General features: G+C 38.9%; 11 protein-coding genes. 5 read left to right on the top strand and 6 right to left on the bottom strand.

What is annotated here, in order from left to right; translation table 11 throughout:
- Positions 1-830: 830 nt before the first annotated feature.
- The 6 genes from gyrA to dnaA form a co-directional block, all read right to left on the bottom strand.
- Positions 831-3,398 carry a DNA gyrase subunit A gene (gene gyrA / locus MLE13_RS04610; protein ID WP_240748274.1) on the bottom strand — a complete coding sequence of 856 codons (2,568 nt, stop codon included), beginning with the start codon at positions 3,396-3,398 and terminating at the stop codon, positions 831-833.
- Positions 3,399-3,428: 30 nt separating this feature from the next.
- On the bottom strand, positions 3,429-5,357 hold the full coding sequence (gene gyrB / locus MLE13_RS04605; RefSeq protein WP_430905200.1) for a DNA topoisomerase (ATP-hydrolyzing) subunit B: 1,929 nt from the start codon (positions 5,355-5,357) through the stop codon (positions 3,429-3,431).
- 80 nt (positions 5,358-5,437) lie between these two features.
- Positions 5,438-6,550 (bottom strand): DNA replication/repair protein RecF, encoded by a 1,113-nt coding sequence (gene recF, locus MLE13_RS04600; RefSeq protein ID WP_240748273.1) that lies wholly within the window; start codon positions 6,548-6,550, stop codon positions 5,438-5,440.
- Complete coding sequence (yaaA, locus tag MLE13_RS04595) at positions 6,540-6,779, bottom strand: S4 domain-containing protein YaaA (RefSeq protein WP_008496262.1); 240 nt, start codon at positions 6,777-6,779, stop codon at positions 6,540-6,542. Before yaaA ends, recF begins: the two co-directional genes overlap by 11 nt.
- Before the next feature lie 107 nt (positions 6,780-6,886).
- Positions 6,887-8,023, bottom strand: coding sequence for a DNA polymerase III subunit beta (gene dnaN, locus MLE13_RS04590; RefSeq protein ID WP_008496261.1), 1,137 nt, complete (start codon positions 8,021-8,023; stop codon positions 6,887-6,889).
- A 173-nt stretch (positions 8,024-8,196) separates the two neighbouring features.
- Positions 8,197-9,540 (bottom strand): chromosomal replication initiator protein DnaA, encoded by a 1,344-nt coding sequence (gene dnaA / locus MLE13_RS04585; RefSeq protein ID WP_008496260.1) that lies wholly within the window; start codon positions 9,538-9,540, stop codon positions 8,197-8,199.
- A 490-nt stretch (positions 9,541-10,030) separates the two neighbouring features.
- On the opposite strand from dnaA, the gene rpmH reads away from it, so the two are divergent.
- The 5 genes from rpmH to mnmE all read left to right on the top strand — a co-directional run bounded on the left by rpmH (position 10,031) and on the right by mnmE (position 13,819).
- Positions 10,031-10,168 (top strand): 50S ribosomal protein L34, encoded by a 138-nt coding sequence (gene rpmH / locus MLE13_RS04580; RefSeq protein WP_006830546.1) that lies wholly within the window; start codon positions 10,031-10,033, stop codon positions 10,166-10,168.
- 80 nt (positions 10,169-10,248) lie between these two features.
- Positions 10,249-10,590 (top strand): ribonuclease P protein component, encoded by a 342-nt coding sequence (gene rnpA / locus MLE13_RS04575; RefSeq protein WP_008496258.1) that lies wholly within the window; start codon positions 10,249-10,251, stop codon positions 10,588-10,590.
- 60 nt (positions 10,591-10,650) lie between these two features.
- Complete coding sequence (gene yidC, locus MLE13_RS04570; RefSeq protein ID WP_240748272.1) at positions 10,651-11,430, top strand: membrane protein insertase YidC; 780 nt, start codon at positions 10,651-10,653, stop codon at positions 11,428-11,430.
- A complete protein-coding gene (gene jag, locus MLE13_RS04565; RefSeq protein WP_240748271.1) occupies positions 11,427-12,167 on the top strand; it encodes an RNA-binding cell elongation regulator Jag/EloR in 741 nt (246 codons plus the stop codon). The genes yidC and jag overlap by 4 nt, the downstream gene beginning before the upstream one ends.
- Positions 12,168-12,433: 266 nt before the next feature.
- Positions 12,434-13,819: a tRNA uridine-5-carboxymethylaminomethyl(34) synthesis GTPase MnmE gene (gene mnmE, locus MLE13_RS04560; protein ID WP_240748270.1), complete on the top strand. Its 1,386-nt coding sequence runs from the start codon at positions 12,434-12,436 to the stop codon at positions 13,817-13,819.
- The last annotated feature ends 21 nt before the right edge of the window (positions 13,820-13,840 follow it).

The raw sequence follows: 13,840 nt of genomic DNA, 5'->3' as shown, positions 1-13,840 counted from the left end.
ATTTGTTGACGTTTTGCTGTTCAGTTTTCAAGGTTCAAGTTATTTCTATTTGTTTGCCGCGCTCATTGGCGACTCAACTAATATACCATGCTGATATATTAGAGTCAACACTTTTTGAAAAGAAATCTTTAGTTTTATAAAATAAGCTTATTTCAAAATAAAGATTCCTATTTTTATATTCTAAATTAAATAGAGATAACTAACTCTCGGAGGTAACTAAAAGCCTTGATACCAAACACTTTCTCTACTCTACCCACTTTATAGTGCTCTCTAAAACACAGCATCCAATAAGTTTAATTTATTATTGAAAATTACTTATCGATAAGCCTACTTAAAAATATCAACCTAGCCAATTCAATAATTAACTTAAAAGCAGAGCATTTCTGTAATAGATGATTTGTAAATGATTTAGCAAAATCTGTATCATCTCTCTAATCCTCTAACCTCGATTTCAAAATTGTTCTTCTATCACTATCCTTCTGACTTCATCAACTAGATAAGCTACAGCCTCTCTACATAAATAACTCTTTTGAATTCGCACCTACATTTTTAGAAGAGGTGATATTCTATCAGCCTATGAGGTTAGCAAAGCCCAAAATTTTTATCGAAGTAAAAAATTCGAAGCTCTCGCTTTGTCACTGCTCTACAAGTTTCTTCCGAACATAATCGCTAGGTTCAAAATATGAATCACCTGTTAGCGAAACTGCTGCTAGGAACTTCAGCTTATAAAAATTCGAACTAATTTTCTCTGCTAGATATAACAAACCCGGCAACTCGTAATAAATTTCTCCATAACAAAAGCCCTTTGATTTAAATCAAAGGGCTTCAGCTTATTCTCCGTCTTCTTCCAGAGTTTCTTCTATAGAACTAACTTGATCATCTGTAACAAGTTCATTTGCTTCAGTGTTTTCGTTGCTAGTTGTTTCTGTACTCTCTTCGTCGCCTTCTTCTAATTCTTCTGGAACGTCGATATCTTTTTTGACTTTTGCTACAGTCGCTACTATTTCTTCGTCGCCTAATCGAATTAAACGGACGCCTTGAGTGCTTCTGCCCGTAGTTGAAATATCATTAACGTCCATACGAATTAAAATACCATTAACTGTTATAAGCATGATATCTTCTGAGCCATTAACAGTTCGAACCGCAACAAGTGGTCCATTTTTATCTGTAATCTGACATGTTTTGATTCCCATACCGCCACGAGATTGAACACGGTACTCAGATTCTTTCGTCTGTTTACCATATCCTTTCTCCGTAATGACTAATACATTGTCGTTAGGGTCCAAAATCTCCATGCCGACTACTGCATCGCCTTCACGAAGACGAATGCCACGAACTCCACTAGCTGTTCGACCCATGCTGCGAATATCGGTTTCTGGGAAGCGGATCAACGCACCATCTCTAGTACCGATGACCATTTCCTTAGTACCGTCTGTTAATTTAACTGAAATGAGCTCATCTTCTTCACGAAGACTGATCGCAATCAAACCGTTTTGACGGATGTTGGCATAATTCGTTACAGGTGTCCGTTTGCTGAGACCTTCACGTGTCGTAAAGAAGAAGAATGAGTCTTCTTTAAATTCTTTCACACGGATTACAGCTGTAACTTTCTCTTCTTTACTAATTTCTAAAAGGTTAACCAATGGTAAGCCTTTGGCAGTCCGGCCGTATTCAGGAATCTGGTATCCTTTTTTACGATAAACTTTCCCTTTGTTTGTAAAGAACAGAATCGTGTCGTGAGTAGACGTGTACAGCAAATGTTCAACGAAATCATCTTCGTTTGTACCCATTCCTTGTACGCCACGACCACCACGTTTTTGACTACGGTAAGTATTCGCTGGCAAACGTTTGATATAACCGTTATGAGTCAGTGTTAATACAGTTGCTTCCACTGGAATCAAATCTTCATCTTCAAACATTTCCGCTCCGCCGGTCGTAATTTCAGTTCTACGCTTATCGCTAAAACGGTCTTTAATTTCAAGCATTTCTTCTTTAATAATTTCAAGAATGCGGTAATCATTCGCAAGAATATATCTCAATTCTTCGATCAATTTCACTAATGCTAAATACTCTTCTTCGATTTTGTCTCTTTCCAACCCAGTTAAACGTTGCAAGCGCATATCTAAAATGGCTTGAGATTGGCGTTCAGTCAAATTGAAGTCAGTCATTAAGCCATTACGCGCTTGTTCTGCAGTTTGTGATCCACGAATCAAAGCAATAATAGCATCAATATGATCTAATGCAATTCGTAAACCTTCCAAAATATGAGCGCGGTCTTCTGCTTTCGTCAATTCAAATTGTGTACGACGACGAATAACTACTTTCTGGTGTTCTAGGTAATGGAAAAGAATTTCTTTTAAGCTAAGTACTTTTGGTCGGCCGTCTACAAGTGCCAGCATGTTGAGTCCAAAGCTCGTTTGCATCGCCGTTTGTTTGTATAAATTATTTAAAAGAACACTTGCACTGGCATCGCGGCGAACTTCGATGACGATACGCATGCCGTTACGGTCAGACTCATCTCGTAGATCAGTAATGCCGTCAATTTTCTTGTCACGCACCAATTCTGCGATTTTTTCAATCAATCGAGCTTTATTGACTTGGAAAGGAATCTCATTAACGATAATGACTTCTTTGCCATTTGGTTTTGTTTCGATATCCACAACTGAACGAATTAAAACAGAACCTTTACCTGTTTCATAAGCGCGACGAATCCCACTACGACCGAGAATGATACCGCCAGTCGGAAAATCAGGTCCTTCAATATGTTCCATTAGCTCTTCAGTCGTGATTGCTGGATTATCAGCGAGTGCCAAAACAGCATCGATTGTTTCGCCTAAATGGTGTGGTGGAATATTCGTAGCCATACCAACAGCAATCCCTGAAGTACCATTTACTAAAAGGTTCGGGAATCGACTTGGTAACACAATGGGTTCTTTTTCTTGGCCATCATAGTTATCGCGATAATCTACGGTATTTTTGTTTAGATCACGTAATAATTCCATCGAAATCTTCGACATTTTGGATTCTGTATAACGCATTGCTGCTGCAGAATCTCCATCAACTGACCCGAAGTTTCCGTGACCATCGACAAGCATATAACGATAACTAAAATCTTGCGCCATACGAACCATGGTTTCATAAACAGCTGAGTCACCGTGAGGATGGTATTTACCAATAACATCTCCAACGATACGCGCTGATTTTTTATAGCCTTTTTCTGCTGTAATTCCTAAATCATGCATTGCATAAAGAATGCGGCGATGAACTGGTTTTAATCCATCACGCACATCCGGTAAGGCACGAGACACAATAACACTCATTGCATAATCTAAAAATGAAGTTCGCATTTCCGTACTTATATTTATTTCTTCAACACCACTGCTCGGCCGTTCAGCCATACCCGCAGCCTCCTCTCAACTCTATATCACTTAAACGTCTAAGTTTTTCACGTATTTCGCATTTTCTTCGATAAAGTTACGGCGTGGTTCGACATCGTCACCCATTAAAATATGGAAAGTTTCGTCTGCTACCATCGCATCGTTTAATGTGACTTGCAACAATGTACGAACATCTGGATCCATTGTTGTGTCCCATAATTGTGTTGCGTTCATTTCTCCTAACCCTTTATAGCGCTGAATATTTGGTTTTGGTGTTGGAGATAGTTTTTCAAGTGCCGTTTTTAATTGTTCGTCTGTATAGACATATTCTATATGCTTACCTTGTTTGATTTGGAACAATGGTGGCTGGGCAATATAAATATAACCAGCTTCAAGCAACGGACGCATATAACGGAAAAGGAATGTTAATAACAATGTACGAATGTGCGCTCCATCGACATCGGCATCTGTCATAATAACGATTTTATGATAACGAGCTTTTTCAAGGTTGAATTCTTCGCCGATTCCAGTACCTAATGCTGTAATTATATTGCGAATTTCATCATTGGTTAGAATGCGGTCAAGTCGAGCTTTTTCAACGTTCAAGATTTTTCCGCGCAACGGTAAAATCGCTTGGAAATGACGATCACGGCCTGATTTTGCTGATCCACCAGCCGAGTCACCCTCAACGATGTAAATTTCACTAATTTTCGGATCACGCGATGAACAATCGGCAAGCTTACCTGGAAGACTCGATACTTCTAGCACCGATTTACGGCGTGTGAATTCACGGGCTTTTTTAGCAGCCATTCGTGCATGAGAAGCCATAATCCCTTTTTCAATAATTTTTTTCGAAACAGCCGGATTCTCTAATAAGAATCGTTCAAATCCGTTTGAAAACAAATTGTTAACGATTGTACTAACTTCCGTATTGCCCAATTTGGTTTTTGTTTGACCTTCAAATTGTGGATCTGGATGTTTTATCGAAATAATGGCCGTTAATCCTTCACGCACATCATCTCCGGTCAAATTAAGATCTTGTTCTTTTAGCATGCTCTTTTTACGACCATAATCATTGACTACGCGTGTTAAAGCCGTTTTAAATCCAGATTCATGAGTTCCACCTTCATGTGTATTGATGTTATTGGCAAAAGAGAAAATATTTGCAGCATAGCCTGCATTGTATTGCATCGCAACTTCAACAGTAATGCCATCTCTTTCAGCTTCAACAAAAATAGCTTCTTCATGCAGTGGATCTTTCGATTTATTTAAATGTTCGACATATGACTTAATGCCGCCCACAAAATGATAGATTTTTTCTTTTTCTTCGCCTTCGCGCTCATCTTTTACAACGATTCTCAAGCCACGGTTTAAGTAAGCAAGTTCACGCAAACGATGGTCTAAAATATCAAATTCATAAACGGTAGTTTCTTTGAAAATTTCAGAATCTGCTTTAAAACGGATTGTTGTACCTGTGTGATCTGAATCTCCAATCACTTTCAGTTCTTCAGTTACCGCTCCACGTTCAAATTTAATATAATGTCTTTTTTCGTCGCGATTCACGTACACTTCAGTAGTTTCAGACAAAGCATTTACTACAGAAGCGCCTACTCCGTGAAGACCTCCGGATACTTTATAGCCACCGCCGCCAAATTTACCGCCTGCATGGAGTACCGTCATAATAACTTCTACTGCGGGACGGCCCATTTTCTTTTGCATACCAACAGGAATGCCGCGTCCATTATCTTCTACGCGAATCCAGTTGTCCGCTTCGATTGATACTTGGATCTCTGTACAATGTCCAGCTAACGCTTCATCGATACTATTATCAACGATTTCCCAAACTAAATGGTGTAGTCCTCGTGCACCTGTAGATCCTATATACATACCTGGTCTTTTACGAACAGCTTCTAATCCTTCTAATACTTGAATCTGACTTGCTTCATATGTTTCTTGTAGACCTTTTTCTTCCATAGCCATTCCATTCACCTGCTCTTTCTTACGCATTTCATAATCCTATCTAGTCAAAACCAAAGCTATATTTCTATATTAAAGTGTTTTTACTTTTTAACAGTGCCATGTGAAACTTCGAAAAGACGGGCGTTTTGAATTGTTTCATGCTGTATGCCTTCAACACTCGTCGTGGTGACAAAGGTCTGAACCGATCCTTTAATCGTATTTAATAAATGGGATTGTCGGTAATCATCTAGTTCAGACAGGACATCATCAAGCAACAGCACGGGTGCTTCTCCAACTTCTTGTTTGATCAGCTCAATTTCAGCTAATTTCAACGATAAAGCAGTAGTGCGCTGCTGTCCTTGTGAACCGTAAGTTTGAACATCATAACCATTTACAAAAAATTGCAGCTCGTCACGATGTGGACCGACAAGTGTCACACCACGTTCAATCTCTCGTTTGCGTACTTCGATCAGTTTCTGCTCTAAAAAAGACGCCATTTCTTCAGGCGTCCATTCAGGCTTTAAACCGCTAATCGGTTGATAGCGGATTTGAAGTTGTTCGAGCCCCCGAGAAATGCCGTGATGAATCGGTTCAGCCCATTTTTGCAAAAGCTCCATAAACTGATACCGCTTGCGTATAATTTTGACAGCCGCTTCGATAAATTGTTCTGTATAAACATCGAACATGACGTCGTTAATGGTTTGTTTTCCATAATGTTGCTTCAATATATGATTTCTTTGTTTGAGGAGTTTTTGATAATTTACTAAATCGTGTAAATAAACCGGAGAGATTTGTCCAATTTCCATGTCAATAAACCGTCTGCGCACTTGTGGACTTCCTTTTACAAGATGAAGATCCTCAGGAGCAAACATGACAACATTTAATTGGCCAATATAATCACTCAGCCTGCGTTGTTCTAAATGATTAACTTTCGCTTTCTTCCCTTTTTTTGACAAGGTTATTTCAAGGGGCAGTTTACCGTATTTACGGAAAACATCAGCTTTAATTTTACCATAATCAGCATCCCAGCGTATCAATTCCTTGTCATTAGATGTGCGATGCGATTTTGCCATAGATAAAACATAAAGAGATTCCATGATATTGGTTTTGCCTTGCGCATTTTCCCCTATGAACACATTAATCTCTGGAGAAAATTCCAGTTCTAATGATTCGTAGTTTCGATAATTGACAAGCTCAAGGCGGTCAATCCGCATCGAAGCTCATGCCTTCAGCCGTCACGATACGAAAATCTCCAAACCCTGGAATATTTACAAGATCATTTGCACGCAACTTGCGTCCTCTGCGATTTTCAGCTTCCCCGTTCACAAAAACTTCGTGTTCACCTAAAAACCATTTTGCCATTCCGCCTGAACTTATTGTATCTGTCATTTTTAACAATTGTCCTAATGTTATATATTCCGTCTCAATCCCGATTTCTCTCAAAATGCACTCATCCTTCGATTCATAGTCTATCCCTCTATTTTACCCTATTTTAGCTAAAAAGTAAAAAAGGATAGCCTATATGGCTATCCTGAGGGTTTGTTTTATTTTTAATATGTTCGGACAGGAAGAATCAACTGCAAAATTGAGTCATCTAATGCTGATTTCAAAATGAATGGGCGCATTGCTCCAGTAAATTGAATTACCACATCTTGTCCATCGATGGCTTTAAGGGCATCCATCATAAATTTAGCACTAAATGAGATTTTAAGTTCTTCTCCTTCAATACTTTGAGCTTGTAATTGTTCTTCTACTTTACCGACTTCAGGTGAATTAGAAGAAACTTCAACATCACTGCCCTCTTTTGCAGAAAAGCGCACCACATTATTGCGTTCTTCTCTAGCTAATAGAGATGCACGATCAATTGCTTGTAGAAGTGAACGTCCGTTTACAGTTACTGTCGTTTTGTATTCTGCTGGAATTAAACGACTTGTATCTGGATAGTTGCCTTCTAATAGACGAGAAAAGAAAAGAATGTGTTTTGACTTGAACAATACTTGTTGGTTCGTCATCACGATTTCAACTGCTTCAGAAGTGTCATCAAGGATTTTGTTGAGCTCAGTTAAGCTTTTCCCTGGAATAACAACGCTGTACTCCCCTTCTGGCAATGTTTCAAGTTTTGTTTTACGACGAGCTAGACGGTGACTATCGGTTGCGACACAAACTAGCTCTCCATCTTTAACTTCCCAATGAACGCCTGTTAATACAGGACGTGTTTCTGAACTTGAAACAGCAAACACCGTTTCGCGGTTAATCGTTTTTAATAGATCTGCTGGAATGGTAAACAAACGATCGTCTTGAATATCAGGCAATTGTGGATAATCCATTGCGTCTAAGCCGATCAAATGGAATTCTGACTTTCCTGAACGGATATGTGTTTGGAAATTTCCTGTGATTTCAATTTCAACTTCGTTTGTCGGTAATTTACGAATAATTTCTCCGAAAACTTTTGCTTGAAGAACAATACTTCCTCCATTAGTAACTTGGATGATTTGTTCGCCATCTTCTTCTGCAGGAATAAAGGTTTGGATCGTGATATCTGAATCACTTCCTGTTAATCTCATTCCTTCTGAAGAAACATCCATTTTAATCCCCGTTAAAATCGGAATGGTTGTTTTTGAACTTACTGCTTTCATTACATCGTTTAATCCTTCAACTAATCGCTCACGTTTTATCTCGAATTTCATTCTCGAACCTCGCTTATATATATATTTTATTTAAGGGCTTTTAAAGTAATAGTAGTAGTAGGGCCTGTGAATATGTGGATAAGCCTTAAAAAGTCAACAAAAGCAGTTTATCCACATGTAGACAGCCTGTGCATAAACTGCTTGATGATTTATGGGTTTATCCACAACCATTTTTACTTGCCAAGTGCACTTTTGATGTCCTTGACGTCTTGTTGAAGCTGCTGATTATCCATTAACATTTTAGAAATTTTATCGTGGGCGTGAATAACCGTCGTATGGTCACGTCCACCAAATTCTTCGCCTATTTTAGGCAACGAGAAATCCGTCATCTCACGTGACAAGTACATAGCGACTTGGCGTGGATACGCAATATCTTTCGTACGGCGTTTTGTTTTAAAATCTTCTAATTTAACGTTGAATTGCTCACCAACAGCGTTTTGAATGTCTAAAATTGTAATAACTTTTGGTTTTGAGTTTGGCATAATGTCTTTTAACGCTTCTGAAGCGAGTTCTGCGCTCATATCGCGGTTGATCAAAGAAGAATAAGCCACAACACGGATCAATGCGCCTTCAAGTTCACGAATATTTGAGTCAATCGAATTTGCAATATACGTCATTACATCATTCGGAATATCAAGCCCATCCGCTTTTGCTTTCTTACGTAAAATAGCAATCCGTGTTTCTAAGTCTGGCGGTGTAATATCTGTGATTAAGCCCCATTCAAAGCGGGAACGGAGCCGATCTTCCAATGTTGGAATTTCTTTTGGCGGCCGGTCACTTGAAATGATGATTTGCTTAGACTCTTCGTGCAAGGTGTTAAACGTATGGAAAAACTCTTCTTGTGTTTGCTCTTTGCCTGCTAAAAACTGAATGTCATCAATTAAAAGAATGTCGACACTTCTGTATTTGTCACGGAATTCACCTGTTTTATTGTCGCGAATTGAATTGATAAATTCGTTCGTAAATTTTTCCGAAGATAAATAAACGACTTTCGCGTTTGGATTGTGTTCGAGGACATAATGTCCAATTGCATGCATTAAATGCGTCTTGCCAAGTCCTACTCCCCCATAGATAAACAGCGGGTTATAAGCTTTTGCTGGCGCTTCGGCCACAGCCAAAGAGGCGGCGTGTGCGAAACGATTTCCTGAACCAATTACAAATGTATCAAACGTGTATTTTGGATTCAGCATGCCAGGTAAAAACTCGTGCTGTTGGTCTTGTCCCGGTTTAACGCGAGGCGCAGGAAGTTGAAAATCATCCATATCCTGATCTTTAGGCACAACAAATTTAATCATCATATCATCGCCGGTAGTATCTGATAAAATCCCGGTGATCAAATGCACGTAATGGTTTTCCAACCAATCACGAGCAAAAGAATTAGGCGCTGAAATAGTGACTGTATCATCCTGATAGGATAAAAGCTTTGTCGATTTTAACCACGTTTCAAAACTCGGTTTGGAGATTTTGGTTTCAACTTGGGCTAAGACACTTGACCATAATTCGTCTAAGTGTTCCAATAGCTCGTCTCCTTTATATTTAACGATATTTTAAAGTATATCATACACAAAATCACAGCTTGTGGATAACATTCGTAAACAAGCTGGTGAATAACTGTCCACACCTTACCCACAATTTGTGGATAACTTATTTGAGTTGAAAATTGTTAACAAGTGAAAACAAGTTAATGTTACCAAAAAAGAGTGGACAATACAAGAAGTTCTTTAAGTTATCCACATATCTTTTTTTCTGCACAATTAATCTATCCACAAGGGGTTTGTATGTTAAAAAACTGTAGATAAGGCATGTGGATAATTATTTTTCGGAAAAAAAGAGTAAACAGGAGATTAAGAGAAAAAAAGAAGAATTGTGGATAACTTGATCCAAGTGGAGGAGAGCGGCTTGAGGTGTTTTTTTCATGAAACATTGACATTTACAAGCGTAGACCCTTATAATGTACAGGACTGTCTTTAGAAAAATAGTTAACTCTCAATATAGGAGGTGTCATATATGACATTACGCACATACCAACCAAATACACGTAAACACAGCAAAGTACACGGCTTTAGAGCACGTATGAGCACAAAGAACGGACGTCGCGTTATCGCAGCTCGTCGTCGTAAAGGAAGAAAAGTATTATCAGCTTAAGTCCACTGACCGCATCAGTGGTCTTTTTTTTCTTTTCTGCTCGTTTTGAGCGGGAAGTAGTAAAATAAGCAGGTGAAAGAATGAATAAAGATCAACGGATCAAGAAGAACAAAGAGTTCCAACATATCTTTAAAAAAGGAAAATCTTTTGCGAATCGACAGTTTATCGTGTATGTATTGAAAAGCGAGCAGCCTGAATTTCGCGTAGGACTTTCTGTCAGTAAAAAAGTTGGAAACGCAGTAGCACGTAATCGCATTAAACGTTACATAAGGCAAACTTTCTTGGAATTGAAAGATGATTTATTGCCAAATGCGGACTACATTATCATCGCCCGACCACAGGCGGCCACATTAGATTTTCATGAAAGTAAGAAAAGTCTCGAACATGTATTGAAAATTGCTCGTACATTACCGAGGAAGTAGAAGATTACGCAAAGTAGATGTTATTATAGAAGTAATTGAGATTAGTTTGGGGGAAAAAAGGTGAATAAGAAAGTAGTTTTGCTCTTTTCACTGATTGCAGTAACCTTGCTGCTTTCTGGCTGTACAGAGTTTGATCAGCCAATCAGTGACCAAAGTGAAGGTTTTTGGAATGAATTTATCGTTTGGCCATTGGTTTCCACTATCACATACTTTAAAGGGTTATTAGGAACTTACGGTTTCGGGATTATCGCAGTAACGATTATCATTCGATTAGTGATGTTGCCATTGATGATCAAACAAACGAAAAGTTCGAAACGTATGCAAGAAGTACAACCTGAACTTGTTAAGCTAAAAGAAAAATACAAGTCTAAAGATGCTGTAACACAACAGAAATACCAAAAAGAAATGATGGCATTATTCCAAGAAAAAGGCGTTAACCCAATGGCAGGTTGTTTGCCTGTAGTCATCCAAATGCCTGTGTTAATTGGTTTTTATCACGCAATTAGCCGGATGAATAATACGCCTGAAATCGATTTAGGAGCATTTCTTATTTTCCCGCTCGCAGAACCAAGTATTATTTTGGCGGTTATTGCCGGATTGATGCAATTCGTCGTTTTGCGTACAGGACCAGCGATGGACAATCCTCAAATGCGAATCATGATGTATTTCATGCCAGTGATGATCATTGGATTTGGTATTGTATTACCTTCGGCCCTAACATTGTATTGGGTTATCGGAAATATCATTTCACTTATCCAAAATTTGGTGATTTATCGTCCGTGGGAGAAAAAAGAGGTACAAGAGCCTGTTAAAACGAAAGCAGGAGGGGCTAAAAAGTGAAACAGATTACGCAAACGGGTTTAACTGTTGAAAAAGCGATATCTGAAGCATTAGAAAAACTCCAAGTTACACGTGAAGAAGTGAAGATTACGGTCATTCAAGAAGAGAAAAAAGGGTTTTTCGGTTTTGGTGCCAAAAAAGCAGAAATTGAAGTTACTGTCATTGAAAAAACAACATTTTCTGAACAAAAAAATTCGCCAGAACCAGCTGCTGACATTCTTGAAACACCTGTAACAACGCTTGAAGAAGAGAAAAAGGAAGAAGTTCCTGCTCTTTCAAATGAAAAAGCAATTCAAGAAACGAAAAATTACATCTTATCCATCGCGAAAGACATGAAAATTGATGATTTATCAATAACTCATGAACAGCGAGGCAATAAAAAAGTTAATTTTTATCTGGAAAGCGAAAAAGTAGCGATGTTAATCGGCAAAAGAGGACAAACCTTGAATTCTCTTCAACAATTAGCTCAACTTGTTGCCAATAAATATTCAAATCAATTTATGATGATTCAATTGGATGCGGAAAATTATCGTGAACGACGTCAAGAAACGCTGGAACAATTAGCAGATCGTATGGCGGATAAAGCGATTCGGACAGGTGGTCGTGTTCAATTTGAACCAATGCCATCTTACGAACGAAAAGTTATCCATCAAACATTATCAAGACGTTTAGACATTGATACGTATTCTGAAGGCAAAGATCCTAATCGATATCTTGTCATCAAACCTCATAAATAAAAAAAGCCGCCATCTAGGCGGTTTTTTTTATGCCAAATTAACGAAATTTAGCAATATGAAGTACTGTGTCTTTCGATTTCGAGTGCTTTATGCTATTGTAGTATGTTAGAAAGCCATGTGCATTTACTGGTTGTCCACATGTGGACAACTTTTTTTAAGTAAAAAATAAAGAGAAGACTATATATTTTTGTAATCAAGCTGCGCTACTGCTCTGATTGTTATCCACAGAGCATAAGTTGCTGCTTTTCTTAAGAGGAGGGAACATCATGGAATTCGACACAATCGCTGCCATCTCGACACCGAGTGGAGAGGGAGCAATCGCAATTGTCCGCTTGAGCGGTCCTGAAGCTGTTGCAATTGCGGACAAGCTGTTCCGAGCTCCAAGCAATAAAGCGTTAGCATCTCAAGCAACGCATACTATCCATTATGGGCATCTTGAAGACCCAGCGACTGGGGAAATCGCGGAAGAAGTTATGGTATCGCTCATGAAAGCACCTAAAACCTTCACCCGTGAAGATGTTATTGAAATCAACTGTCATGGTGGAATTGTTTCGGTAAATCGAGTGCTTGAACTGGCGCTACGTGCAGGAGCAAGACTTGCTGAACCTGGCGAGTTTACGAAACGAGCATTTTTAAATGGCCGAATCGATTTGTCTCAGGCAGAAGCGGTTATGGACTTGATCCGCGCAAAAACGGATCGTGCCATGGATGTTGCACTTAACCAAATGGAAGGCAAACTATCAAAGTTAATTGGCACATTGCGTCAAGCCTTACTTGAATCGATTGCGCAAATGGAAGTAAATATCGATTATCCAGAATACGACGATGTGGAAGAAATGACACGTCCGATTATGCTGGAAAAATCGAAATGGGTTCGTTCGGAAATCGATAAATTGCTGCAAACATCCTCACAAGGAAAAATTTTGAGAGAAGGACTTTCAACCGTCATTTTAGGACGTCCTAATGTCGGAAAATCTTCTCTTTTAAACAGTCTTGTTCAAGAAAATAAAGCAATTGTCACAGAAATCGCGGGAACCACCCGTGATATAATAGAGGAATACGTGAATGTCCGTGGTGTTCCATTGCGTTTAGTTGATACAGCCGGGATTCGTGAAACAGAAGATATTGTAGAGCGAATTGGCGTTGAACGTTCAAGAAAAGTGTTAAAAGAAGCTGATTTGATCCTTTACGTGTTAAATTATGCAGAAGCGCTGACGCCAGAAGATGAACTGTTGTTTGAAACGGTTAAAGATATGGACTATATTGTCGTGATCAATAAAACCGACTTGCCGCAGAAAATCGATTTGGAACAAGTGCAGAAGTTAGCTGGCGATAAATTGTTAGTGACGACTTCGTTAGTTGAAGAAGAAGGCATTGATCAGCTTGAAGAGGCGATTGCTGCTTTGTTTTTCAAAGGAGAAATCGAAGCAGGGGACATGACTTATGTATCCAATGTGCGCCACATTGCATTGTTGCATCAGGCACATAAAACCATTTCAGACGCCATTGAAGCCGCTGAAATGGAAGTTCCTGTAGATATGATTCAAATTGATGTTACTCGAACGTGGGAACTTCTTGGTGAAATTATTGGAGATACCGCAGATGACGGTCTCCTAAACCAATTATTCTCTCAGTTCTGTCTAGGGAAATAAAACTCGAAGGGAATGAACGAA

This window comes from Planococcus halocryophilus, assembly GCF_022489025.1.
Taxonomy (GTDB): Bacteria; Bacillota; Bacilli; order Bacillales_A; family Planococcaceae; genus Planococcus; species Planococcus halocryophilus_A.
Note: the sequence above shows the minus strand (reverse complement) of the source record. Positions and strands in the feature narration are given on the sequence as shown.

What these genes read in the sequence shown, in the direction of transcription:
- rpmH (WP_006830546.1), top strand. Translation starts at nt 10,031, where the DNA reads ATGACATTACGCACATACCAACCAAATACACGTAAACACAGCAAAGTA.
- gyrA (WP_240748274.1), bottom strand. Translation starts at nt 3,398, where the DNA reads ATGGCTGAACGGCCGAGCAGTGGTGTTGAAGAAATAAATATAAGTACG.
- gyrB (WP_430905200.1), bottom strand. Translation starts at nt 5,357, where the DNA reads ATGGCTATGGAAGAAAAAGGTCTACAAGAAACATATGAAGCAAGTCAG.
- recF (WP_240748273.1), bottom strand. Translation starts at nt 6,550, where the DNA reads ATGCGGATTGACCGCCTTGAGCTTGTCAATTATCGAAACTACGAATCA.
- mnmE (WP_240748270.1), top strand. Translation starts at nt 12,434, where the DNA reads ATGGAATTCGACACAATCGCTGCCATCTCGACACCGAGTGGAGAGGGA.
- rnpA (WP_008496258.1), top strand. Translation starts at nt 10,249, where the DNA reads ATGAATAAAGATCAACGGATCAAGAAGAACAAAGAGTTCCAACATATC.
- dnaN (WP_008496261.1), bottom strand. Translation starts at nt 8,023, where the DNA reads ATGAAATTCGAGATAAAACGTGAGCGATTAGTTGAAGGATTAAACGAT.